The sequence below is a fragment of the Streptomyces sp. 351MFTsu5.1 genome, from assembly GCF_000383655.1.
Taxonomy (GTDB): domain Bacteria; phylum Actinomycetota; class Actinomycetes; order Streptomycetales; family Streptomycetaceae; genus Streptomyces; species Streptomyces griseorubiginosus.
This window is the reverse complement of the sequence record NZ_KB911790.1, coordinates 120,286-143,547: the sequence shown is the minus strand read 5'-3', so window position 1 is coordinate 143,547 and position 23,262 is coordinate 120,286. Positions and strand designations below refer to the sequence as shown.

18 protein-coding genes and 1 riboswitch are annotated in these 23,262 nt (G+C 71.7%); of the genes, 7 read left to right on the top strand and 11 right to left on the bottom strand.

What is annotated here, in order from left to right; translation table 11 throughout:
* Window positions 1-3: 3 nt before the first annotated feature.
* On the bottom strand, window positions 4-1,131 hold the full coding sequence (locus H295_RS0130825; protein WP_020139199.1) for a ferrochelatase: 1,128 nt from the start codon (window positions 1,129-1,131) through the stop codon (window positions 4-6).
* Between the two features lie 175 nt (window positions 1,132-1,306).
* Between H295_RS0130825 and H295_RS0130820 the strand changes: the two genes are divergently transcribed.
* From H295_RS0130820 to sepH, 3 genes are all read left to right on the top strand, one after another.
* Window positions 1,307-2,545 carry an MFS transporter gene (locus H295_RS0130820; protein ID WP_028809904.1) on the top strand — a complete coding sequence of 413 codons (1,239 nt, stop codon included), beginning with the start codon at window positions 1,307-1,309 and terminating at the stop codon, window positions 2,543-2,545.
* The gene (locus tag H295_RS0130815) at window positions 2,505-3,824 is read left to right on the top strand and encodes a D-arabinono-1,4-lactone oxidase (protein ID WP_020139197.1); all 1,320 of its coding nucleotides are present in this window, start codon (window positions 2,505-2,507) and stop codon (window positions 3,822-3,824) included. Before H295_RS0130820 ends, H295_RS0130815 begins: the two co-directional genes overlap by 41 nt.
* A 450-nt stretch (window positions 3,825-4,274) precedes the next feature.
* The gene (gene sepH / locus H295_RS0130810; RefSeq protein WP_020139196.1) at window positions 4,275-5,300 is read left to right on the top strand and encodes a septation protein SepH; all 1,026 of its coding nucleotides are present in this window, start codon (window positions 4,275-4,277) and stop codon (window positions 5,298-5,300) included.
* Window positions 5,301-5,433: 133 nt separating this feature from the next.
* Here the strand turns inward: sepH and H295_RS0130805 are convergent, their stop codons facing one another.
* On the bottom strand, window positions 5,434-6,291 hold the full coding sequence (locus tag H295_RS0130805; RefSeq protein WP_020139195.1) for a sulfurtransferase: 858 nt from the start codon (window positions 6,289-6,291) through the stop codon (window positions 5,434-5,436).
* Window positions 6,292-6,588: 297 nt separating this feature from the next.
* On the opposite strand from H295_RS0130805, the gene H295_RS0130800 reads away from it, so the two are divergent.
* Window positions 6,589-7,380, top strand: coding sequence for a VOC family protein (locus H295_RS0130800; protein WP_028809903.1), 792 nt, complete (start codon window positions 6,589-6,591; stop codon window positions 7,378-7,380).
* A gap of 60 nt (window positions 7,381-7,440) precedes the next feature.
* Here the strand turns inward: H295_RS0130800 and H295_RS0130795 are convergent, their stop codons facing one another.
* The 4 genes from H295_RS0130795 to H295_RS0130780 are packed head-to-tail and all read right to left on the bottom strand — an operon-like array spanning window position 7,441 to window position 12,816.
* Window positions 7,441-8,100, bottom strand: a complete 660-nt coding sequence (locus H295_RS0130795; RefSeq protein WP_020139193.1) for a thymidine kinase — start codon at window positions 8,098-8,100, stop codon at window positions 7,441-7,443.
* A 43-nt stretch (window positions 8,101-8,143) separates the two neighbouring features.
* Complete coding sequence (locus H295_RS0130790; RefSeq protein ID WP_020139192.1) at window positions 8,144-9,340, bottom strand: alkaline phosphatase family protein; 1,197 nt, start codon at window positions 9,338-9,340, stop codon at window positions 8,144-8,146.
* Window positions 9,340-9,936, bottom strand: a complete 597-nt coding sequence (locus H295_RS0130785) for a DUF5998 family protein (protein ID WP_043218223.1) — start codon at window positions 9,934-9,936, stop codon at window positions 9,340-9,342. Before H295_RS0130785 ends, H295_RS0130790 begins: the two co-directional genes overlap by 1 nt.
* 42 nt (window positions 9,937-9,978) lie before the next feature.
* A complete protein-coding gene (locus H295_RS0130780; RefSeq protein WP_020139190.1) occupies window positions 9,979-12,816 on the bottom strand; it encodes a bifunctional GNAT family N-acetyltransferase/acetate--CoA ligase family protein in 2,838 nt (945 codons plus the stop codon).
* A gap of 198 nt (window positions 12,817-13,014) precedes the next feature.
* On the opposite strand from H295_RS0130780, the gene H295_RS0130775 reads away from it, so the two are divergent.
* Window positions 13,015-13,296 carry an HPr family phosphocarrier protein gene (locus H295_RS0130775; RefSeq protein WP_020139189.1) on the top strand — a complete coding sequence of 94 codons (282 nt, stop codon included), beginning with the start codon at window positions 13,015-13,017 and terminating at the stop codon, window positions 13,294-13,296.
* A gap of 136 nt (window positions 13,297-13,432) precedes the next feature.
* Here H295_RS0130775 and H295_RS0130770 read toward each other — a convergent pair whose 3' ends face one another.
* The 4 genes from H295_RS0130770 to H295_RS0130755 form a co-directional block, all read right to left on the bottom strand.
* Complete coding sequence (locus tag H295_RS0130770) at window positions 13,433-14,128, bottom strand: GntR family transcriptional regulator (RefSeq protein ID WP_020139188.1); 696 nt, start codon at window positions 14,126-14,128, stop codon at window positions 13,433-13,435.
* A 202-nt stretch (window positions 14,129-14,330) separates the two neighbouring features.
* Window positions 14,331-15,092 (bottom strand): M23 family metallopeptidase, encoded by a 762-nt coding sequence (locus H295_RS0130765; RefSeq protein WP_020139187.1) that lies wholly within the window; start codon window positions 15,090-15,092, stop codon window positions 14,331-14,333.
* Between the two features lie 13 nt (window positions 15,093-15,105).
* Window positions 15,106-15,268: riboswitch (cyclic di-AMP (ydaO/yuaA leader) on the bottom strand.
* 209 nt (window positions 15,269-15,477) lie between these two features.
* On the bottom strand, window positions 15,478-16,866 hold the full coding sequence (locus H295_RS0130760; RefSeq protein WP_020139186.1) for a M16 family metallopeptidase: 1,389 nt from the start codon (window positions 16,864-16,866) through the stop codon (window positions 15,478-15,480).
* Window positions 16,863-18,263 carry a M16 family metallopeptidase gene (locus H295_RS0130755; protein ID WP_028809902.1) on the bottom strand — a complete coding sequence of 467 codons (1,401 nt, stop codon included), beginning with the start codon at window positions 18,261-18,263 and terminating at the stop codon, window positions 16,863-16,865. Before H295_RS0130755 ends, H295_RS0130760 begins: the two co-directional genes overlap by 4 nt.
* A gap of 452 nt (window positions 18,264-18,715) precedes the next feature.
* On the opposite strand from H295_RS0130755, the gene H295_RS0130750 reads away from it, so the two are divergent.
* Entirely contained in the window at window positions 18,716-21,169 is a 2,454-nt protein-coding gene (locus H295_RS0130750; protein WP_020139184.1) for a DNA gyrase/topoisomerase IV subunit A, read from the top strand.
* 43 nt (window positions 21,170-21,212) lie between these two features.
* Here the strand turns inward: H295_RS0130750 and H295_RS0130745 are convergent, their stop codons facing one another.
* Window positions 21,213-22,328 (bottom strand): CobW family GTP-binding protein, encoded by a 1,116-nt coding sequence (locus tag H295_RS0130745; RefSeq protein ID WP_020139183.1) that lies wholly within the window; start codon window positions 22,326-22,328, stop codon window positions 21,213-21,215.
* Window positions 22,329-22,650: 322 nt separating this feature from the next.
* Between H295_RS0130745 and H295_RS0130740 the strand changes: the two genes are divergently transcribed.
* The gene (locus tag H295_RS0130740; RefSeq protein ID WP_020139182.1) at window positions 22,651-23,214 is read left to right on the top strand and encodes a DUF6082 family protein; all 564 of its coding nucleotides are present in this window, start codon (window positions 22,651-22,653) and stop codon (window positions 23,212-23,214) included.
* Window positions 23,215-23,262 lie beyond the last annotated feature (48 nt).

Sequence of the window (23,262 nt, the reverse complement as noted above, 5' to 3'; positions counted from 1 at the left end):
TCCTCACGCGTACGGGCTGTCGACGCCCGCGGCGGCGGGCCTGGGGGCGCGGGCGGGGCAGCAGCCGACCGGGCAGAGGTTGTGGCTCGCCCCGAGGGCGCCCAGGGCGCAGGGGGTGACCGCCTGGCCGCGCTCCACCGAGGCACGCTCCAGGACCAGGTCGCGGACCGCGGCGGCGAACCGCGGATCGGCGCCGACGGTCGCCGAGCGGCGCATCGGCAGGCCCAGTTCCTCGGCCTTGGCCCTGGCCTCGGTGTCGAGGTCGTAGAGGACCTCCATGTGGTCGGAGACGAAGCCGATGGGCGCGATCACCACGGCCGGGGCGCCGGAGTCGTGGCGCTCCTCCAGGTGGTCGCAGATGTCGGGCTCCAGCCACGGGATGTGCGGGGCGCCGGAGCGCGACTGGTAGACGAGCTGCCAGGGGTGGTCGACGCCGGTGCGCTCGCGGACGGCGTCGGCGATCAGCCGGGCGACCTCCAGGTGCTGCGCGACGTACGCGCCGCCCTCGCCGTGCCCCTCGGCCGGACCCGAGGTGTCCGCGGACGCGGTCGGGATCGAGTGGGTCGAGAAGGCGAGGTGGGCGCCGTCGCGGACCTCCTCGGGGAGCTCGGCGAGGGACTGGATCACCCCGTCGACCATGGGCTCCACGAAGCCGGGGTGGTTGAAGTAGTGCCGCAGCTTGTCGATCTTCGGCAGCTCCAGGCCCTCGGCCTCCAGGGCGGCCAGCGCGTCGGCGAGGTTCTCGCGGTACTGGCGGCAGCCCGAGTAGGAGGCGTACGCGCTGGTGGCGAGAACCAGGATGCGGCGGTGGCCGTCGGCGACCATCTCGCGCAGGGTGTCGGTGAGGTAGGGGGCCCAGTTGCGGTTGCCCCAGTAGATCGGCAGGCCCAGGCCGTGGTCGGCGAAGTCCTTGCGGAGGGCGTCCAGCAGGGCGCGGTTCTGGTCGTTGATGGGGCTGACCCCGCCGAACAGGAAGTAGTGCTGTCCGACTTCCTTCAGGCGTTCCTTGGGGATGCCGCGCCCGCGCGTCACGTTCTCGAGGAACGGGACCACGTCGTCCGGACCCTCGGGGCCTCCGAACGAGAGCAGGAGCAGGGCGTCGTAGGGGGTGGCATCGAGCGCGTCTCGCATGGACCGATCCTGTCATCCGGTACTGACAGCCGGGAAACGGCGGGGTGACCGGCCGGGTTCCCGGGCCGTTCGGACGGGTGCGTTAGGGTCACCTCACTCGTAAGCTGTATGAGCCGCGTTGACGCCTTACTTCGTGACCGCCCTCCAGCTGTCCCTTCTCCGACCGGAGACCGCCGTGCCCAGCCCTTACCGCGCCCTGTTCGCCGCCCCCGGCTCCAAGGGTTTCTCCGCCGCGGGCCTCGTCGGCCGGATGCCGCTGTCGATGATGGGCATCGGCGTGGTGACGATGGTCTCCCAGCTCACCGGCCGGTACGGCCTGGCGGGCAGCCTGTCGGCCACCATCGCGCTGGCCGCCGCCGTGATCGGACCGCAGATCTCGCGCATGGTGGACCAGCACGGGCAGCGGCGGGTGCTGCGCCCCGCGACGCTCGTCGCGCTCACGGCGGCCGCCGGGCTGCTGCTCGCCGCCCACTTCGGCTGGCCCGACTGGACGTTGTTCGTCTGCGCCGTCGGCATCGGGGCGGTGCCGAGCCTCGGCGCGATGATCCGCGCGCGCTGGGCGGCCCTGTACCGCGACACCCCGCAGCTGCACACCGCGTACTCCTTCGAGTCGGTGGTCGACGAGGTGTGCTTCATCTTCGGGCCGATCATCTCCATCGGTCTGTCGACGGCCTGGTTCCCCGAGGCCGGGCCGCTGCTCGCGGCCTGCTTCCTGGCGATCGGCGTCTTCTGGCTGACCGCGCAGCGGGCCACCGAGCCGGCGCCGCATCCGCGCACGGGACAAGGGGGCGGTTCGGCGCTTCGCTCCCCCGGCCTCCAGGTCCTGGTGGCCACCTTCGTGGCGACCGGCACGATCTTCGGGGCGGTGGACGTGGTCACCGTGGCCTTCGCCGACGAGCAGGGCCACAAGGCCGCCGCGAGCGTGGTGCTGGCCCTCTACGCGGCGGGTTCGTGCGTCGCGGGGCTCGTCTTCGGGCTGCTGCACCTGCCGGGAGCGCCGGAACGCCGCTGGCTGCTGGGCATATGCGCCATGGCCGTGAGTATGATCCCCCTCCTACTGGTCGGAAACTTGCCGTTTCTGGCCGTGGCGCTGTTCGTAGCGGGCCTGTCCATCGCTCCCACGATGATCACGACGATGTCCCTGATCGAGCAGCACGTACCACGCGCGCAACTGACCGAGGGCATGACCTGGATCAGCACCGGGCTCGCGGTGGGGGTCGCGCTCGGCTCCTCGGTGGCCGGCTGGGTGATCGACGCGGCCGGTGCGCGGACCGGGTACGGGGTTCCGGCGATCGCCGGGGCCGTCGCGGTCGCGGTCGGTTTCCTGGGGTACCGCCGGCTCAGCAGGCCGGCTCCACGTCGGGGAGGCACCGTTGAGCACGGCAGCGAGCGCGAAGAACGGCACGTGGCGTAACTGGGGCGGCAATGTCGTCGCGCGTCCCGCGCGGGAGGTCACACCCGCCTCGGTCGACGAGCTGGCGGCTGCCGTGCGGAAGGCCGCCGAGGACGGTCTGAAGGTGAAGGCGGTCGGCACCGGGCACTCCTTCACGTCGATCGCGGCGACCGACGGCGTGTTGATCCGCCCTCAACTGTTGACCGGCATCCGCAACATTGACCGGGACGCCATGACCGTCACGGTGGAGGCGGGCACTCCGCTCAAGAGACTCAACGTGGCTCTCGCGCGCGAGGGGCTGTCGCTCACCAACATGGGCGACATCATGGAGCAGACGGTCTCCGGGGCCACCAGCACCGGGACCCACGGCACGGGCCGCGAGTCGGGCTCGATAGCCGCCCAGATCAAGGGACTTGAGCTGGTCACGGCCGACGGTTCGGTGCTCAGTTGTTCGGAGAAGGAGAACCCCGAGGTCTTCGCGGCCGCGAGGATCGGCCTGGGCGCGCTCGGCATCGTCACCGCGATCACGTTCGCCGTCGAGCCGATCTTCCTGCTCACGGCCCGCGAGGAGCCGATGAGCTTCGACGAGGTCACCGGTGCGTTCGACGAACTCTGGGCCGAGAACGAGCACTTCGAGTTCTACTGGTTCCCGCACACCGGGTCCACCACCACCAAGCGCAACAACCGCAGCGCCGGCCCCGAGCAGCCGGTGCCGCAGCTGAAAGGCTGGATCGAGGACGAGTTCCTCTCCAACGGGGTCTTCCAGGTGGCTCAGTGGGTGGGCCGCGCGGCGCCGGGCACCATCCCCTCGATCGCCCGGATCTCCAGCAAGGCGCTGTCCGCGCGGACCTACACCGACATCCCGTACAAGGTCTTCACCTCGCCGCGCCGGGTGCGGTTCGTGGAGATGGAGTACGCCGTCCCGCGCGAGGCCGTGATCGAGACGCTGCGGGAGCTGAAGGCAATGGTCGAGCGCTCGCCGCTGCGGGTCAGCTTCCCCGTGGAGGTGCGCACCGCGCCGGCCGACGACATCACGCTGTCCACCGCGTCCGGCCGGGACAGCGCGTACATCGCCGTCCACATGGTCAAGGGCGCGCCGTACCAGGCGTACTTCACGGCCGCGGAGCGGATCTTCACGGCGCACGAGGGGCGCCCGCACTGGGGCAAGGTGCACACGCGCGACGCCGAGTACTTCGACGGCGTCTATCCGCGCTTCGGCGAGTTCACCGCGCTCCGGGACCGCCTCGACCCGGACCGCCTCTTCCAGAACGACTACCTGCGCCGGGTGTTGGGGCCGTAGCCGGAATGTCGGGGCCATAGGGGCCGCACCCGCCGTTCCGTTACCGGACATTGCGTGAAGGGCGTCGCATAGCGCGTGAAGTGCGCCACGTTCAAGATCGCCGATCCGCTCAACGGCGGGGCGGACATCACGTATTGAACGAAGTTGAGTGGCGTGCCAATCCACGCACGTGGCCCAAATGGAGTACTGTTGCGAGCCCTGGGTTCGATCTCCCGCCAGGGCGTCCGAGGCCATCAAGGGCGGCCGGGAGGGGGCTAGTTGCACAGGGTGACGGAGTTGGTCACTTAGCGTTGCGAATAGGTAACCGTGCCATAACGGCGATCCAGGGCCCGTGCCCGACACGCCGGGCAACTCGGCAAGGTTGTGGCAGGCTGCACCCGGGCAGGCCACACTCGACTAGCGGAAGCAGCGACGCACGTGACGTCGGCAGGCACCACCCGGGAGGTCCCCATGCCCGAACTGCGTGTCGTGGCCGTCTCCAATGACGGCACACGGCTGGTGCTGAAGGCTGCCGACTCAACGGAGTACACGCTTCCGATCGACGAGCGGCTGCGCGCAGCGGTGCGCGGCGACCGTCCACGCCTCGGTCAGATCGAGATCGAGGTCGAAAGCCATCTCCGTCCCCGCGACATCCAGGCGCGTATACGTGCCGGAGCCACCGCGGAAGAGGTAGCCCAGCTCGCAGGCATCCCCGTAGACCGTGTGCGGCGCTTCGAGGGCCCCGTGCTCGCCGAGCGCGCCTTCATGGCCGAACGGGCCCGCAAGACCCCGGTCCGCCGGCCCGGCGAGAACGCCGGACCGCAGCTCGGCGAGGCCGTGCAGGAGCGGCTGTTGCTGCGCGGTGCCGAGAAGGACACCGTCCAGTGGGACTCCTGGCGCCGCGACGACGGCACCTGGGAAGTCCTGCTGGTCTACTGCGTCGCGGGCGAACCGCACTCGGCGAGCTGGACCTACGACCCGCCCCGGCGGCTCGTCCAGGCCGTCGACGACGAGGCCCGCTCGCTGATCGGCGAGTCCGACGACCTCGCGGCGCCGGAGCCCAGCTTCCCGTTCGTGCCGCGGATCGCCAGGCTGCCGCGCGACCGTCCGCTGGACCGCGCCCTCGACCGGCCGAGCCTGCCCCCGGCCGAGCCCGTCGAGGAGACGGTCGCGGAACGGGACTCGCTGACCAGCCTGTTGGAGGCGGTGCCGAGCTTCCGGGGCGACATGGTCGTACCGGAGCGGCCGTCCGAGACGGCGACCGTCGACGAGCCCGACCCGGAGCCCGAGGCGGAGGAGCCCCCGGCTCCCGCGGCCTCGGCCGGCTCCGCCTACGCGGACGTCCTCATGCCGCGTTCGGTGGCCAGCCACCGTGACCGCCTCATCGGCGCGACCGACCGCCAGGCCGAGGCCGACGGCGTCCGCCCGGGACGCAGAGCGGCGGTCCCGAGCTGGGACGAGATCGTGTTCGGCACCCGGCGCAAGAAGCAGGAGTAGCCGGTTCCACGGCTGGTAACAGCCCGGTTCTACGGCTGAGAGCAGCCGGTTCCACGGCCGTGAGGGCCCGCCTCGTGAAGAGGCGGGCCCTTTCGCTGCCCGTGTGCCCGTGTGCCCGGGAACCGGCGTGTGGCTACTGGGGGTCCGGGCCCACCGCGACCGGGCGCTCCGGGTCCGAGGACCACTCCGACCAGGAGCCGACGTACAGGGCGGCCGGGATGCCGGCGACCGCCAGGGCCAGCACCTCGTGGGCGCCGGAGACGCCGGAGCCGCAGTAGACGCCGACCTCGGTGTCGTCGCCTGCCCCGAGGGACTTGAAGCGGGCGTGCAGTTCCTCGGCGGGCAGGAAGCGGCCGTCGGGGCCGACATTGTCCGTGGTGGGCGCCGAGCGGGCGCCCGGGATGTGGCCGCCGACCCGGTCGATCGGCTCCACGTCACCCCGGTACCGCTCCCCCGCGCGCGCGTCCAGCAGCAATCCCGCGCGGGCGAGTGCCGCGGCCTCGTCGGCGTCCAGAAGGCCCGTCGCGGCCGGCACCGGCTCGAAGTCGCCCTCGGCGAGCGCGGGGCCCGGCACGGAGGACTGGAGCGGGCCCTCCCAGGCCGTCAATCCGCCGTCGAGCACTCGCACGTCCGGGTGACCCGTCCAGCGCAGCAGCCACCACGCGCGGGCCGCCGCCCAGCCCTGTCCGCCGTCGTACACGACCACCGGCCGGTCCGCGGAGACACCCGCGCGGCGCATAGCGGCCCCGAACACGGCGAGGTCCGGCAGCGGGTGCCGCCCACCGCCGCCGGCCGGTCCCGCCAACTCCCGGTCCAGGTCGACGTAGACGGCGCCCGGAAGGTGGCCTGCCGCGTACGCGGCACGGCCGTCGAAGGGCGGCTCTCCGGCCGCCTTGGCCACGCTCAACTGCCAGCGGACATCGAGCAGGACGGGCGGCTTCGGGCCGGCCAGATCGCTCGCGAGTTCGGATGCGGAGATGATGGCGTTCATGGCCACCATCCTCGCGCACGGGGTGGCCGCGTCGTCCATGTCCGGCTACTCTGCTCGGCCGAGCAGGCCCGATCACCAGGCGTACGGGAACGGGCACATGCTGTACAGCCGATCGCCATCCGTCGGCCATCGCGCGCCACGGGACGGGCGGACGCCCGCCCGGCACGCCCGGGCACGGGAGTGCCGTGCGGCGGCGCGCCCGGAACGCGCGGCACCGCGGGTGGTGCGAGCATCGGCACGGAGGTCCGGACTGCGGACACGACACGGCCACCGCGAGGGGCCGAGGAGAGAGTGACGATGACCGAGGCAAGGGAGCCGGCCGCCAGGCCCGCTCGGTACACGCCCGGTACCCCCTGCTGGGTGAGTCTGATGGTGCACGGGATGGCCGCCACCCAGGAGTTCTACGGCTCCCTGTTCGGCTGGGAGTTCGTGCCCGGGCCGCCGCAGCTAGGGCCCTATGTCCGGGCCCAGCTCGGCGGCCAGGAGGTAGCCGGGATCGGCCAGCTGCCGCCCGACCGGCATCTTCCGGTCGCCTGGACGCCGTACCTCGCCTCGGAGGACATCGACCTGACGGCCGAGACGGTACGGCTGTGCGGCGGCACGGTCGGGGTGGGGCCGCTGGACGCCGGGGACGCGGGGCGACTGGTGATCGGCTCGGACCCCTCCGGTGCCGTCTTCGGTGTGTGGCAGGCGGCTGCGCACCTCGGCACGTCCGTCGCGGGTGTCCCGGGCACTCCGGCCTGGCACGAACTGCTGACCGTCGAGACGGAGGGCGTCGCCAAGTTCTACGAGACGGTGTTCGGCTTCGAGGAGGAGCCGGTGGTCTCCGCCGACCTCGACTACGTCACCCTCCACGCCGGCGGCCGCCCGGTCGCCGGCCTCCACGGCGTCGGCCACGACCTCCCCCGCGACCGTGGCCCGCACTGGATGACGTACTTCGAGGTCGCCGACGCCGACGCGGCGACCGGGCTCCTGGTGGACCTCGGCGGCCATGTGCTGCAACCGCCCCACGACAGCCCGCACGGGCGCGTCGCGACGGTGGCGGATCCGGAGGGGGCGCGGTTCTCGCTGATCGAGAACCCGCACTGAGAGAGGCGAGAGCCCGCGCGGGGCCCCGGTCACGGACGGGCTCCGCTCCGAGGTCCTCCGTCAGACGTGCGCCCCGGGCTGTTCGACCGGCAGCACGTCCGGGGACAGGGCGGCCGCCCGGGCCGTACCCGAGGTCATGCGGCGGCGGTGGTGGCGACGGCACAGGACCTCGTAGCCGATGTCGTCGGACTGGTTGACGTCACCGACGACCACCTGGGCGCCCTCGACGACCATCTCGCCGCCCACCGTACGGGCGTTGTGCGTGGCCCGGGCGCCGCACCAGCACAGGGCCTCGACCTGGAGGACCTCGACCCGGTCGGCCAGTTCGACCAGGCGCTGGGAGCCGGGGAACAGCTTGGAGCGGAAGTCGGTGGTGATGCCGAAGGCGTACACGTCGAGGTCCAGGTCGTCGACCACGCGGGCGAGTTGGTCGATCTGCTCCGGCACGAGGAACTGTGCCTCGTCCGCGATCACGTAGTCCGCGCGGCCGCCGCGCGAGAGGTGGTCGACCAGGTAGGCGTACAGGTCCTGGCCGTCCTCGACCTCCACCGCGTCGGTGACCAGGCCGAGCCGTGAGGAGAGCTTGCCCTCGCCGGCCCGGTCGTCCCGGGTGAAGATCATGCCCGTCAGGCCGCGCGCCGAGCGGTTGTGCTCGATCTGGAGAGCCAGCGTGGACTTCCCGCAGTCCATCGTTCCGGAGAAGAACACCAGCTCGGGCATGGCGAGTCGAGCACCTTTCGGCGGGAAGGGACGGGGGCGGGCTTCAGGAGCGTACTTCGAGCAGGGGGACCAGTTGCTCGGCGGGGGTCATGGAACCGTGGTTGCCGACCATCGCCGACTCCTTCGGCTCCCGCTCCGAGGCGATGAGCAGGACGTCGTCGCGGGCGGCGGCGATGACGTCTCCGATCCGGTCGTACACCCGCTCGTCGAAACCGTCCGGCGGCCCGAACCAGCCCGCCGCGATGGCCTCGTCCCGGGAGGCGACCCAGAACTGCTCGCCGAGGACCTCGCGCCAGCAGGTCAGCACGTCGTCCGCGGCGCCCGGCACCGCGTACACGTGGCGGGCCCGGCCCTCGCCGCCCAGCAGGGCGACCCCGGCGCGCAGTTCCCAGTCCTCGTCGAAGTCGATGCGGTGCTGCTCGTCGAAGGGGATGTCGAGCATGCCGTGGTCGGCGGTGACGTACAGCGCGCTGTTCGCGGGCAGTTGCTCGGCGAGACGCTGGACCAGGCGGTCGACGTACATCAACTGGCCGCGCCAGGTGTCGGAGTCGACGCCGAAGCGATGGCCCGCGCCGTCCACCTCGGCGTAGTACGTGTACACCAGGGACCGGTCGCCGGCGGCCAGTTGCTCGGCCGCGACGTCCACCCGGTCCTCGCCGGACAGCCGCCCGTGGAAGGTCCCGCCGCTGAGAGCGACCTTGGTGAGCGGGGTGTTCTGGAAGGTGGGCGAGGTGACCTGGGCCGCGTGCACCCCTGCCTGGTGGGCGAGTTGGAAGACGGTGGGGTACGGCTGCCAGACGGCCGGCTTGGTCCACGGCTGCCAGCGCAGCTGGTTCATCAGCTCGCCGGTGGCCGGGTTGCGCACGGTGTAGCCGGGCAGGCCGTGGGCTCCCGGCGGCCGGCCGGTGCCGACGGAGGCGAGGGAGGTCGCGGTGGTCGCCGGGTAACCGGTGGTCAGGGGGCGGCCGGTGCCGCCGCGTGAGCTCCCGAGCAGCGAGGTCATGAAGGGCGCCTCGTCCGGGTGTGCCTTCAGCTGCTCCCAGCCCAGGCCGTCGATCAGGAACACGCAGTTCCGGTCGGCGGGGGTGAGCTCGGTGATCGCGGCGGTCATGTCCGGTACGGCCATGCCGGCGGCCAGCGTGGGCAGCAGGTCGGCGAGGGAGCCGGTGCCGTACTCGGGGACGGGCGCGGTGTCGAGGGCGAGGGGTTCGGGGTGGTCCCAGGCGGCCGGCTGTGCCATCAGCGGGTGACGTCCGCGGTCGCCTCGGAGATGGCCTGCGCGAAGGCGAGCGCCTGGCGCACGGTGTCCGGGCCGTCGCCCGCCTCGCTGACGCGCAGGCTGAGGTCGTCGGCCGTGGAGCTGCCGGTGTAGCCGTGGTCCGCCTCGCAGTTGGGGTCGCCGCAGGCGGCGGGCTCCAGGTCGATGCGGGAGACGGCGCCCCAGCCGATGGTCAGCACGACCTCGCGGGGCAGGGTGCCCGGCTGGTACTGCTCGGGGTTGGCGACGACCCGGCTGACCACGACCGACGAGATCCGGCCGACCTTCACGGACTCCGTGGAGGTGGTGGCGTACGGCGTCGGGGAGGTGCTGTCCGCGGCCTGCTCGTCGGTGTGGCTGACGATGAAGCGGTGGTCGGTGAGGACGAGCACGGTCACGTGCCGGCGCACCTCGTTCTGGTCGAACGTCGTCTCCTGGTGGACCAGGTACGACCGGATCGGCTCGCCGCCGACGGCGGCCTCCACCGCCTCGGCCACGAGGGCCGGGTAGTAGCCGCTGCGCTCGATCGCCGCTCGCAGCCCCTGGGTCGTCGTACTGGTCTTGGCCATGACGTCCATCCTACGGGGGCGCACTGACTGCGAGGCACCGCTCGCCGCAGCTCAGTACGTGGGGAGTGTCCGCGGGCCGAGGTCGTCGCGGGCGGGCGGCGGCGCGAGCCGTACGGAGGCGCCGAGGACGCTCAGGCCGCGCGGGGCGACGACGACCGGCTCCAGGGTGACCGCCACGACCTCGGGATGGTCGTCGACCAGCCGGGACACCCGCAGCAGCAGCTCCTCCAGGGCGGGTGTGTCGACGGGCGTGGAGCCGCGCCAGCCGAAGAGGAGCGGGGCCGTCCGGATCGATCGGACGAGGCTCGCCGCCTCCCGGTCGGTGACCGGAATCAGCCGGTGCGCGGTGTCGCCGAGCAGCTGCGAGGCGGCTCCGGCGAGTCCGAAGGACAGCACGGCACCGGCGGCGGGGTCGATGACGGCCCGGATGACGGTGTCCACCCCGCGCGGGGCCATCCCCTGCACCACGAGCCGCAGTTCGTCGGGCGTGCCGAACAGTTCGGTCAGCTCGCTGTACGCCCGTCGCAGCTGCTCCTCGTCCGCGAGGTCCAGGCGTACGCCGCCGAGGTCGGCGCGGTGGCGCAGGTGCGGGGCGGTGGCCTTGAGGGCGACCGGGTAGCCGAGGGTGCGGGCGGCTTCCGCGGCGGCGTCGGGGGTGGGGGCGGGCAGCGCGCGGTGGACCTCGATGCCGTAGGCGGCGAGCAGCTCGCAGGTCTCGTCGCTGCCGAGGGTGAGGCCCTGCCCGCGTGTGAGCAGGCCGTCGATGAGGGCGGCGGCGCCCTTCTCGTCGACGTTGTCGTACTCGGGCACCTTGCCGGGTTCGGCGGCGTCCCGGCGCCACTGGGCGTACTCCACCACGTCGGACAGGGCCCGCACCGCGCGCTCGGCCGCGGGGTAGGCGGGGATGAGGCGTTCGGAGGTCTCGGGGGCGGGCGGCTCGGCGGGGGCCGGGGCGGCGCGCAGCCGGTCGAGGGCGCGGAAGGGGTGGTCGGCGCGGATCACGGGCGGGAGCGCGGCGGCCTGGGGTGCGGTGCTGGTCGCCGCGGACAGGGCCTCCGCGAGGCCGCCGAGCTCGACGTGGACCACGAGGACGGGCTTGCCGGGGACCTGCTCCGCCGCGGACCTGAGGGCCTCGGCGAGCGCGGCGTCGCCCGCCGATCCCCCGCCGACCGCCGGGATGGCCGTCACGATCACCGCGTCACTGGAGTCGTCGGCGAGCGCGCGCGCGAGGGCCACGTGGAAGTCCTCCGGCGTGGCCGCGGTGGTCAGGTCCAGCGGGGTCGCGGGCTTCAGGCCCTCGGCCACGCACGCGTCGTAGGTGAGCAGGCCGAGCGATTCGGAGTTGCCGAGGATCGCCACCTTGGGCCCGGTGGGCAGCGGCTGGCGGGCCAGCAGCAGGCCGGTGTCGACGAGTTCGGTGATGGTGTCGACGCGGATCACTCCGGCCTGCCTCAGCAGCGCGGACACGGTGGTGTGCGGCAGGCGCGTGGCGCGTACGGCGTGGCCCTGCGGGGCGGATCCGGCGCCCTGCACGACGACCAGGGGCTTCGCCGCCGCCGTACGCCGGGCGAGGCGGGTGAACTTGCGCGGGTTGCCGATGGACTCCAGGTACATGAGGACGACGTCGGTGTCTGGGTCGTCGTACCAGTACTGGAGGACGTCGTTGCCGGAGACGTCCGCGCGGTTGCCGGAGGAGACGAAGGTGGAGACGCCGGTGACGCCGGTGACCCCGCCGCCGCGGCGGTGCAGCCGGGAGAGCAGGGCGATGCCGATGGCGCCCGACTGGGCGAACAGGCCGATCCGGCCGGGGCGGGGGGTCTCGGGGGCCAGGGACGCGTTGAGCCGGACGTCCGGGTGGGTGTTGATGATGCCGAAGGCGTTCGGGCCGATGATCCGCATGCCGTACGCGCGTGCGTGCCGGACCAGTTCGCGCTGGCGCTCGCGTCCTTCGGGGCCGCTCTCGGCGTAGCCCGCGGACAGCACGACGAGTCCCTGCACGCCGTGCGCCCCGCACTCGGCGACCACGTCGGGGACGTGGTCGGCCGGTACGGCGACGACCGCGAGGTCGACGGGGCCGTCGATGTCGCTCACCGAGCGGTGGGCGGGGATCCCGTCGAGGTCCTTCTGCTCCTCGGGGAACGCCTTGTTCACGGCGTACAGGCGGCCCTCGAAGCCGTAGTCACGGATGTTGGCGAGGACGCTGCGGCCCACGCCGCCGGGGGTGCGGCCGACGCCGATGACGGCGACGGAGCCGGGGGCGAGCAGCCGCTGCACGGACCGCGCCTCGGCGCGCTGCTCGCGCGCGTACTGCACGGCGAGGGAGCGGTCGGTGGGCTCCAGGTCGAACTCCAGGCGTACGACGCCGTCCTCGAAGCTGCGCTTCTGGGTGTACCCGGCGTCGGTGAACACCTTGATCATCTTGACGTTGGCGGGCAGCACCTCGGCGGCGAAGCGCCGGATGCCGCGCTCGCGCGCGACCGCCCCGATGTGTTCGAGGAGCGCGGAGGCGACACCGCGCCCCTGGTGGGCGTCCTGGACGAGGAAGGCGACCTCGGCCTCGTCGGCCGGGGCGGAGGCGGGCATGCCGTCCTCGCCGATGCGGTCGTAGCGTACGGTGGCGATGAACTCGCCGCCGATGGTGACGGCGAGTCCCACCCGGTCCACGAAGTCGTGGTGCGTGAAGCGGTGGACGTCCTTGGCGGACAGGCGTGGGTAGGGCGCGAAGAAGCGGTAGTACTTCGACTCGTCCGAGACCTGCTCGTAGAAGCTGACCAGGCGATCGGCGTCGTCGACGGTGATGGGCCTGATGCGCGCGGTGCCGCCGTCGCGCAGCACTACGTCGGCCTCCCAGTGGGCGGGGTACTCGTGCCGGTCCGACGCGCTCTGCATGGGCCCCAGAGTACGGCTCGCGTACGACAACGGCGCGAGGCAGTCTGTGGACAACGCGCGAGCGGGTACAAGGACGGACGCCGGACCGAGGCCGCGGTCCGGCGGCTCACCCCGGGAGGGACATCGGGTCCCCTCCGGAGACGCTTCACGTGTGGGAAACTGGTCTAGACAACCCTGAACACCGAAGGGCAGCATCACATGGCTGAGCGCCGCGTCAACGTCGGCTGGGCCGAGGGCCTCCACGCCCGACCCGCTTCCATCTTCGTCCGGGCCGCCACGGCCGCAGGCATCCCGGTGACGATCGCCAAGGCCGACGGCAACCCCGTCAACGCGGCCTCCATGCTGGCCGTCCTCGGCCTCGGCGCCCAGGGCGGCGAGGAGGTCGTCCTCGCCTCCGACGCCGAGGGCGCGGACGCGGCCCTCGACCGGCTCGCCAAGCTGGTCGCCGAGGGACTCGAGGAGCTTCCCGAGACCGTCTGAGTTCTCCGGGGCACAGCGCGGTAAAACAAGTCGAAGGGCTCGTCCGGATTATCGGGCGGGCCCTTCGCATTTCCCTTTCACGGGCAGCAGAAATACTGCCCCACGAATTTCCCCCTCTTTGTATACGGCGCCTGTGTTAATGCCGCAGGCCCGTCACGTTTACAGGATGTTGCGAGGTCCTCACACGGTCCGCGCGGTCCGCCCCCGAAGTGAGCCGCAGCCGGTGCGCCGCACCCGAGCGCTCGGTGTGCAGTGCCGTGATCGCCCGCGCGCGCTCGCCGTCCCCGCGCGCCACCGCGTCCACGATCGCGCCGTGCTCCGCCCACGACTCCACCGGGTCGGCCGGTGCGTCCACGACGTACATCCAGGCGATCTTGTGCCGCAGCTGGGTCAGCACCGAGGTCATCGCCGGGCTGCCGGAGGCCTGGGCGAGCGTCTCGTGGAACCAGCCCCCCAGGGAGCGCAGATCCTCGCTGTTGCCCCGCCTGGCACGCTCCTGACCCAGCCGGACCAGGCCGCGCAGCACCTTCAGATGGGCCTCGGTGCGCCGCTGGGCGGCCCGGGCGGCGCCGAGCGGTTCGAGGAGCAGGCGCATCTCCAGGAGGTCCGCGCCCTCCTGCTCGGTCGGTTCGGCGACGCACGCGCCCGCGTGCCGCCGCGTCACCACGAAGCCCTCGGCCTCCAGGGTGCGCAGGGCCTCCCGGACCGGGACACGGGAGACGCCGTAGCGGCGGGCGAGCAGTTCCTCGGTGAGCCGGCTGCCGCGCTCGTGGACACCGGCGACGATGTCGTCCCGGATCGCCGTGCATACCGAGTGCGCCGGAATACGCATGTCCGACCTCCGTCTTAATCCCCGCGAAACGTCGCCGATTGACGTGTGTTCAGTGACTCTATTGCAATCAGCGGGAATTTCCGACGGCGGACCGGAATCCGGGGATATTTTTTGGACAAGGGGGCTCCGGAAACGACGAAACCCCGGCTCGGGGAGCCGGGGTTTCGCGGAGATCGCGCGGAGGTCTCGCGCGGAAGCGGTGTCAGACGTTGACGCCGTGCGAGCGCAGGTAGGCGACGGGGTCGATGTCCGAGCCGTAGTCGGGGCTGGTGCGCGCCTCGAAGTGCAGGTGCGGCCCGGTGACGTTGCCGGTCGCGCCGGACAGGCCGATCTGCTGCCCCGGGGTGACCGACTGGCCGACCGAGACGCCGATGGACGACAGGTGGCCGTACTGGGTGTACGTGCCGTCGGCCATCCTGATCACGATGTTGTTGCCGTACGACCCGCCCCAGCCGGCCTCCACGACGGTGCCGCGGCCGACCGCGTGCACGGAGGTGCCGCTGGCAGCGTGGAAGTCGACTCCGGTGTGGCTGCCGGACGACCAGATCGAGCCGCCGCTCTTGTAGCCGGTGGAGATGTAGGAGCCGGAGATCGGGGCGACGAAGGCGTTGAGACGCTTGCGCTCGGCCTCGCGGGCGGCGCGCTCCTTGGCCTCGCGTATCTCCTTGGCCCTGGCCTCGGCCTTGCGCCTGGCCTCGGCGGCCGCCTTCTTCTGCGCGGCGGCCTGCTCCTGGGCCACGGCCTGCGCGTCGATCTGCGCGGCGAGCGACTGGCCGGTGCTGACGACGGGCATGAGACCGCTCTGCTCCACGGCGGTGGCGGAGTTGTCGGCGGCGAGCGCCGGGGCGGCGACAGCGCCGATGACGCCGGTGGTGGCGAGGGCGGCGACGCCCGCGGCGCGGGCGGTGGTGCGCTTCATACGGCTGGGACGGCGGTGCTTCCCGGTGGCGCAGGTGAACGCCATGTGATGGCTGATCCTTTCCTTCCTTCTCGCCTACCGGGTTAGCTGACGGGTTCGGAGCAGGAAGGTCTCCTACGGGCCTCCGCGCGCTGCACGGACGTCCGATTCACCCCAGGGACTTGGTGTGGGTCCCCGGCTCCCCTGGCTCGCGCCGTACGGGGACTCGGCGATGGCTGTCCGGTGCCGCGGGCGCGGCGCAGTGCCTGACGAACAGCCCGGATGACGCTAAGCGGGGCGGGTTTCAAGACCCAAACGGATCACGGTGTTTGTAGCGCATCCCACAGGGCAGACAGGCAACCTCCCACCCAATTCGGACATCTAAGTGACCTGGGTGTCGAAGGGGCCCTGGTGACGCATCCGTCACCAGGGCCCCTCGACGGCACTTGCCCTACTCGGCCGTCACGACCTTGACCTCGCCGATGCCGAGGGCCTCCACGGGCGCCTTGATGGCGGCCGCGTCGCCGACCAGGACCGTCACCAACCGGTCCACCGGGAAGGCGTTCACGACGGCCGCGGTGGCCTCCACGGTGCCGGTGGCGGCGAGCTGCTGGTACAGCGTCGCCTGGTAGTCGTCGGGCAGGTGCTGCTCGACCTGGTCGGCCAGCGTGCTCGCGACGGCCGCCGCCGTCTCGTACTTGAGCGGCGCCACCCCCACGAGGTTCTGCACGGCGACATCGCGCTCGGCGTCGGTGAGACCGCCCTCGGCGAGCGTGCGCAGCACCTTCCACAGGTCGTCCAGGGCGGGACCGGTGTTCGGGGTGTCCACGGAGCCGCTGATGGCGAGCATCGCGGCCCCCGAGCCGTCCGGGGCTGACCTGAGGACCTGCCCGAACGCGCGCACGCCGTAGGTGTAGCCCTTCTCCTCGCGCAGGACCCGGTCCAGGCGGGAGGTGAGGGTGCCACCGAGGCAGTACGTGCCGAGCACCTGCGCCGGCCACACGCGTGCGTGCCGGTCGGCGCCGGTACGGCCGATCAGGAGCTGCGTCTGGACGGCTCCGGGGCGGTCCACGATGACGACCCTGCCGGTGTCGTCGGCGGTCACCGGCGGCACCGGGCGCGGCTGGGCCGCCGAGCCGGTCCAGGAGCCGAGGGTGTCGGCGAGCAGCGCGTCCAGGTCGATGCCGGTGAGGTCGCCGACGACCACGGCGGTCGCGGTGGCGGGGCGTACGTGCTTCTCGTAGAAGGCGCGTACGGCGGCGGAGTCGATGTTCTCGACGGTCTCCGCGGTGCCCTGGCGCGGACGGGACATGCGCGAGTCCGCCGGGAACAGCTCCCGGGAGAGCTCCTTGGCGGCGCGGCGGGACGGGTTGGCCAGCTCGTGCGGGATCTCGTCCAGGCGGTTGGTGACGAGCCGTTCGACCTCGCTGTCCGCGAACGCGGGCGCCCTGAGGGCGTCGGCCAGCAGACCGAGCGCCTTGGCGAGGCGGGAGGCGGGCACCTCGAGGCTGAGGCGGACGCCGGGGTGGTCGGCGTGCGCGTCGAGGGTGGCGCCGCAGCGCTCCAGCTCGGCGGCGAAGTCCTCGGCGGAGTGCTTGTCGGTGCCCTCGGAGAACGCGCGCGCCATGATCGTGGCGACGCCGTCCAGGCCGGCCGGTTCGGCGTCCAGGGGCGCGTCCAGGAGCACCTCGACGGCGACGACCTGCTGGCCGGGGCGGTGGCAGCGCAGCAGGGTGAGGCCGTTGTCGAGCGTTCCGCGCTCGGGGGCGGGGAAGGCCCAGACCTTGGGCTCGCCCGCCTGCGGCTGCGGGTGGAATTCCATCGCGGCGAGCTCGGTCACTTGGCCGCCTCCTCGTTCTCGTCGGTGGCTTCTACGGTCGCCGCGGCCTGCGGGTCCTCGGAGGCGTCCTCGGCGCTGTCGGCGATCTCGGCGGGTGCGGTGGGCTCGTAGACCAGCACCGCGCGGTTGTCGGGACGCAGCTTGGCCTTGGCGACGGCCTGGACCTCCTCGGCGGTCACGTCCAGGACGCGCTGCACGGCGGTGAGGGCGAGCTGCGGGTCGCCGAACAGGACGGCATAGCGGCACAGTTCGTCGGCGCGGCCCGCGACGGTGCCGAGCCGGTCCAGCCACTCGCGCTCCAACTGGGCCTGGGCTCGCTCCATCTCCTCGGCGGTGGGCCCCTCCGCGGCGAACCGGGCGAGCTCCTCGTCGATGGCGGCCTCGATGACCGGCACCTCGACGTCCCCGGAGGTCTTCACGTCCAGCCAGCCGAGGGAGGGCGCTCCGGCGAGGCGCAGCAGGCCGAAGCCGGCCGCGACGGCCGTACGGTCGCGTCGTACGAGCCGGTTGTAGAGGCGGGACGACTCGCCGCCGCCGAGGACGGTCAGGGCGAGGTCGGCCGCGTCCGCCTCGCGGGTGCCGTCGTGGGGCAGCCGGTAGGCGGCCATCAACGCGCGCGCGGGGACCTCCTCCTCGACGACCTCGCGCAACTGCTCGCCGATGGTCTCGGGAAGCGAGCCGTCGCGGGGTGCGGGCTTGCCGTCGTGCGAGGGGATGGAACCGAAGTACTTCTCGATCCAGGCGAGCGTCTGCTCCGGGTCGATGTCGCCGACGACCGACAGGACGGCGTTGTTGGGCGCGTAGTAGGTGCGGAAGAACGCGCGGGCGTCCTCCAGGGTGGCCGCGTCCAGGTCGGCCATCGAACCGATCGGGGTGTGGTGGTAGGGGTGGCCCTCGGGGTAGGCGAGCGCGGTGAGCTTCTCGAACGCGGTGCCGTAGGGGACGTTGTCGTAGCGCTGCCTGCGCTCGTTCTTGACGACGTCGCGCTGGTTCTCCATCGACTCGTCGTCGAGGGCGGCCAGCAGGGAGCCCATGCGGTCGGCCTCCAGCCAGAGGGCGAGCTCCAGCTGGTGGGTGGGCATGGTCTCGAAGTAGTTGGTGCGCTCGAAGCTGGTGGTGCCGTTGAGCGAGCCGCCCGCGCCCTGGACGAGCTCGAAGTGCCCGTTGCCGTGCACCTGCTTGGAGCCCTGGAACATCAGGTGCTCGAAGAGGTGAGCCAGGCCGGTACGGCCCTTGACCTCGTGGCGCGAACCGACGTCGTACCAGAGGCACACCGCCGCGACCGGGGTCAGGTGGTCCTCGGAGAGCACCACGCGAAGGCCGTTGGCCAGGCGGTGCTCGGTCGCTGTCAGGCCCCCGGTGCCTGCCTGGTCTGTGGCCGTGTGACCCATGGGCATGTACGTCCCTTCGATCGCGGTCGCGGTCGTTGAGAACCGCGGTTCGTGGAGCTGTTTTCCTGCCGGTCCTGCCACTGTATGCAAGCGTGCGGACCCTGGGTGAAGTTCCCGGGGCGCGTACGCCCACAGCGGATCGCGTAGCCTGCGGGCAACCGTGAGCGGGGCGCTGCGCGAGCGCCGGGCCGGGTGGCTCGGCGGTCGTCGGCGAGGCGGCGTGACGGTCGCCCGGTGGGGCGGCGTGGCAGTCGCCGGGTGGAGCGGCCTGGGGGGTCGTCGGCCGGGCGGCGTGCCAGCCGTCCGCCGAGCGGTTCAGCCGGGTCCTGGCCCGGACTGTCAGTGCCGCGGTCCACAATGGTCCGCGTCAGATCCTGTTCACGCTTCAGCAAGAGTGAGCCAAAGGGCCGATGTGAGCGACCCGTAGGCGAGCGACCAGAAAAGAGGAGCCGGCAGCGATGGCCCGCCGCAGCACGAAGACCCCGCCGCCCGACGACTCGTACGAGGAGCGGATCCTCGACATCGACGTCGTGGACGAGATGAAGGGCTCGTACCTCGAGTACGCGTACTCGGTCATCTACTCCCGCGCGCTCCCCGACGCCCGCGACGGCCTCAAGCCGGTGCACCGGCGCATCGTCTACCAGATGAACGAGATGGGCCTGCGCCCCGACCGCGGCTACGTGAAGTGCGCGCGCGTGGTCGGCGAGGTCATGGGCAAGCTGCACCCGCACGGAGACACGTCGATCTACGACGCCCTCGTGCGCATGGCACAGCCCTTCTCGATGAGCGTCCCGCTGGTCGACGGCCACGGGAACTTCGGCTCGCTGGGCAACGACGACCCGCCGGCCGCGATGCGGTACACCGAGTGCCGCGCCGCCGAGGCCGCGAGCCTGATGACGGAGTCCATCGACGAGGACACCGTCGACTTCGCGCCCAACTACGACGGCCAGGAGCAGGAGCCGGGCGCGCTGCCCGCCGCCTTCCCGAACCTCCTGGTGAACGGCGCCTCCGGCATCGCGGTCGGCATGGCCACCAACATGGCGCCGCACAACCTCACCGAGGTCATCGCCGCCGCCCGCCACCTGATCCGCTACCCCAACGCGGATCTGGACGCCCTGATGAAGCACATCCCGGGCCCCGACCTGCCCACCGGCGGCCGGATCGTCGGCCTGTCGGGCATCCGGGACGCGTACGAGACGGGCCGCGGCACCTTCAAGATCCGCGCCACGGTCGCCGTCGAGACGGTCACGGCCCGCCGCAAGGGCCTCGTCGTCACCGAACTGCCCTTCTCGGTCGGCCCGGAGAAGGTGATCGCCAAGATCAAGGACCTGGTCGGCGCGAAGAAGCTCCAGGGCATCGCCGACGTCAAGGACCTCACCGACCGCGCCCACGGCCTGCGCCTGGTCATCGAGATCAAGAACGGCTTCGTGCCGGAGGCGGTCCTGGAGCAGCTCTACAAGCTGACACCGATGGAGGAGTCCTTCGGCGTCAACAACGTGGCGCTGGTGGACGGGCAGCCCCTCACGCTCGGCCTCAAGGAGCTCCTGGAGGTCTACCTCGACCACCGCTTCGAAGTGGTGCGCCGCCGCAGCGAGTTCCGGCGCACCAAGCGCCGCGACCGGCTGCACCTGGTCGAGGGCCTGCTCACCGCCCTGGTCGACATCGACGAGGTCATCCGGATCATCCGCTCCAGCGACAACTCCGCGCAGGCGAAGGAGCGCCTGATCGAGCGCTTCTCGCTGAGCGAGATCCAGACGCAGTACATCCTGGACACGCCCCTGCGGCGGCTCACCCGGTTCGACCGCATCGAGCTGGAGTCCGAGAAGGACAGGCTCAACGCGGAGATCGCTGAGCTGACCCGGATCCTGGAGTCGGACTCCGAGCTGCGCAAGCTGGTCTCCGCCGAGCTGGCCGCCGTCGCCAAGAAGTACGGCACCGAGCGGCGCACGGTCCTGCTGGAGGCCGGGGCCACGGCGCCGGTGGCCGCCGTACCGCTGCAGGTGGCGGACGACCCGTGCCGGGTGCTGCTGTCCTCGACGGGGCTACTGGCCCGTACGGCGAACGGTGAGCCGTTGCCGGAGGAGGCCGGCGGAAAGCGCGCCAAGCACGACGTGATCGTCTCGGCGGTGCCGGCCACCGCGCGGGGCGAGATCGGCGCGGTGACGTCGTCCGGCCGTCTGCTCCGCCTGAACGTGATCGACCTGCCGCAGCTGCCGGAGGCGGCCTCGAACCTCTCGGGCGGCGCCCCGCTCGCGGAGTTCCTCTCCCTGGAGGACGGCGAGACGCTGATCTGCCTGACCACGCTGGACGAGTCCTCACCCGGTCTGGCGCTCGGCACCGAACAGGGTGTCGTCAAGCGCGTGGTTCCCGACTATCCGTCCAACAAGGACGAGTTGGAGGTCATCACGCTCAAGGAGGGCGACCGGATCGTCGGCGCGGTCGAACTGCGCACGGGCGAGGAGGACCTGGTCTTCATCACCGACGACGCGCAACTCCTGCGCTACCAGGCCTCGCAGGTACGCCCCCAGGGCCGTCCGGCGGGCGGCATGGCGGGCATCAAGCTCACGGAGGGCGCGAAGGTCATCTCCTTCACCGCGGTGGACCCGGCCGCCGACGCGGTCGTGTTCACGGTGGCGGGCTCCCGCGGCACGCTCGACGACTCGGTCCAGACGACGGCCAAGGTGACACCGTTCGACCAGTACCCGCGCAAGGGCCGCGCCACGGGCGGTGTGCGCTGCCAGCGGTTCCTGAAGGGCGAGGACTGCCTGTCGCTGGCCTGGGCGGGCCCCGTCCCGGCCCGCGCCGCACAGAAGAACGGCACCCCGGCGGAGCTGCCGGAAATGGACCCGCGCCGGGACGGATCGGGTGTGTCGCTGCCGAAGACGGTGTCGGTGGTGGCGGGGCCGGTGTAGGTCTGCCGGGCAGGTCCAGGCCGGCAGAGCTGATCTGTCCGGTCTAGCCGGCCGGTTCCTCGGGGTCCTCTTCCGTCCCCTGGACAAAGCGCAGGACGCCCCACATGCCGGCTTCGTCGGTGGCGTGCGGGGCGTCTGCCATGTCCGCCCGGCACGCCTCCAGTTCCTTGCCGAGGGCCTGGGTGTCGATACCCGAGCCGATGAGGACGAGCTGGGTGAGACGGTCGTCCCCGGCTCCCCAGGACTCGGGATAGAACCGCAGGAAGCTGCCGACGGCATGCACGGCGTACCGGTTGCGGGTGTCGTAGGGCCCGAAGTCGACGTACCCCTTGATCCGGTACAACCCGTCCGGCCTGCTGTCGAGGAAGGCCATGAGTCGACGGGGGTCCATGGGGACGTCGGAACGGAACGACAGGCTGTCGTAGCCGGAGTGCAGATGGTTTCCGTGAGGGTGGTCGCCCTCGTCCCCGTGGTGGTCGCCGTGGTCGAGGTCGTCGAGATCGTCGAGGTCGTCGAAGGAGAGCTGTCCGATGCGCTCCTCGCCGGGGCGGCAGTCGAAGAGGAACTCCGGGTCGATACGGCCGTACGTGGCGGGGACGACGGCGGCGTGGTCGACAAGCGTGTGCACGGTGGCCAGGACACGCTCGGCGTCCTGGGGGTCCGCCCGGTCCAGCTTGTTGACCACCACCAGGTCGGCGAGGGCGAGGTGGCGGTCGAGCTCGGGGTGCTTGGCGCGGGTGTCCTGAAACTCCGCGGCGTCGACGACCTCGACGAGACCGCCGTAGACGATGCCGGGCTCCTCGCTGGCGAGGACCATGCGGACGAGTTCCTGCGGCTCGGCGAGCCCGCTGGCCTCGATGACGATGACGTCGATACCGGCGTCGGGGTGGGCGAGCTTGGCGAGGTATCCGTCGAGCTCGCTGACGTCGACGGCGCAGCACAGGCAGCCGTTCCCGAGGGAGACGGTGGAGTCGCCGAGCGCACCGGCGACTGCCATGGCGTCGATCTCGATGGCGCCGAAGTCGTTGACGACGGCGCCGATTCGGCTGCCGCCGCTGCGGTGGAGGAGATGATTGAGGAGGGTGGTCTTGCCGGAACCCAGGAATCCGGCGAGGACGACGACCGGGATCTGCCGGGGGCTCCCGCTCGGCTGACTCAACGTACGACCTCTTTCGCGCTGCTGCGTGCACCGGATCGCGGTCCCGGCGCACTGACGAGCTCTGAATGCCGGACCAGGATACGAGCCGGAACAAACCCGCCGAAGTGAACGATTGTTAGCAGCACTTGCGGGGCAGACGTTGGGGAAGGCGCCGGTTCGTGCGACCCTCACTTCCCTCCGTGCGCCTCCTCTCCGCCTCCCCCGCCGATCAGAGCCGCTCGGCACCCTGGGAGACGGCAAGCGCCGCCCACCGCTCGCCGGTCCCCATCAGTCGACCCGCACCCCGACGACCGGCGGACGGCCGTTTGAATCGGGGGTTGACATGGCCACACAGAAGTCCGGGATACGGGGGCTGAGCTCCGCGGCAGCGGCAGGCCTCGGCCTGCTGGCGGGAACCCTGGCCGTCCTGGTCGCACAGCGCCGCACGATCGAATCGTTGCGCCTTCGACTCGAGCACCTGGAGCGGACCGCGCAGGCCCAGCACCACGCCAATCTCGCCACGCAGCAGAGTCTCCACTGGCAGCTGCTGAGCAAAGCGATCGACAACCCCGAACTCGCTGAGGTCCTGGACATTTTCGAGGTTTCCTCCTCACCGAAGAAGCGCGCGCAGTACCTGTTCGCCAACGCCCTGTACACGAACCAGCTCTTCGCCTATCGAGTCGGCAACATCAGCCGCGAGGAGTTCTTCGGGTTCGTCCGCGGCCTGCTCCAGAACCCCATCGTGAGGGAGTACTGGTACGCGACTCGGCACCAGCGCGCCACCATCGCCGACGACTCCGACGAGGCGGAGCTCGGTCGTTTGGTCGACGCATTGCTGCGCCAACTGGAGGAAACAGACATAGACGAATGGTGGGTGGTTGGTGAGCCGCCTCCGTCGGACGAATGACCGGAGCGAACCGTCGCCCTACGGGCAGCCAGCCGGGCTCCGGCCGTC

Excerpts from the sequence above, each read along its gene's own strand:
- H295_RS0130785 (WP_043218223.1), bottom strand. The coding sequence starts at position 9,936 with ATGGACGTCATGGCCAAGACCAGTACGACGACCCAGGGGCTGCGAGCG.
- H295_RS0130795 (WP_020139193.1), bottom strand. The coding sequence starts at position 8,100 with ATGCCCGAGCTGGTGTTCTTCTCCGGAACGATGGACTGCGGGAAGTCC.
- H295_RS0130780 (WP_020139190.1), bottom strand. The coding sequence starts at position 12,816 with ATGCAGAGCGCGTCGGACCGGCACGAGTACCCCGCCCACTGGGAGGCC.
- H295_RS0130750 (WP_020139184.1), top strand. The coding sequence starts at position 18,716 with ATGGCCCGCCGCAGCACGAAGACCCCGCCGCCCGACGACTCGTACGAG.
- H295_RS0130740 (WP_020139182.1), top strand. The coding sequence starts at position 22,651 with ATGGCCACACAGAAGTCCGGGATACGGGGGCTGAGCTCCGCGGCAGCG.
- H295_RS0130765 (WP_020139187.1), bottom strand. The coding sequence starts at position 15,092 with ATGGCGTTCACCTGCGCCACCGGGAAGCACCGCCGTCCCAGCCGTATG.
- H295_RS0130825 (WP_020139199.1), bottom strand. The coding sequence starts at position 1,131 with ATGCGAGACGCGCTCGATGCCACCCCCTACGACGCCCTGCTCCTGCTC.
- H295_RS0130775 (WP_020139189.1), top strand. The coding sequence starts at position 13,015 with ATGGCTGAGCGCCGCGTCAACGTCGGCTGGGCCGAGGGCCTCCACGCC.
- H295_RS0130800 (WP_028809903.1), top strand. The coding sequence starts at position 6,589 with ATGACCGAGGCAAGGGAGCCGGCCGCCAGGCCCGCTCGGTACACGCCC.
- H295_RS0130770 (WP_020139188.1), bottom strand. The coding sequence starts at position 14,128 with ATGCGTATTCCGGCGCACTCGGTATGCACGGCGATCCGGGACGACATC.
- sepH (WP_020139196.1), top strand. The coding sequence starts at position 4,275 with ATGCCCGAACTGCGTGTCGTGGCCGTCTCCAATGACGGCACACGGCTG.
- H295_RS0130790 (WP_020139192.1), bottom strand. The coding sequence starts at position 9,340 with ATGGCACAGCCGGCCGCCTGGGACCACCCCGAACCCCTCGCCCTCGAC.
- H295_RS0130755 (WP_028809902.1), bottom strand. The coding sequence starts at position 18,263 with ATGCCCATGGGTCACACGGCCACAGACCAGGCAGGCACCGGGGGCCTG.
- H295_RS0130805 (WP_020139195.1), bottom strand. The coding sequence starts at position 6,291 with ATGAACGCCATCATCTCCGCATCCGAACTCGCGAGCGATCTGGCCGGC.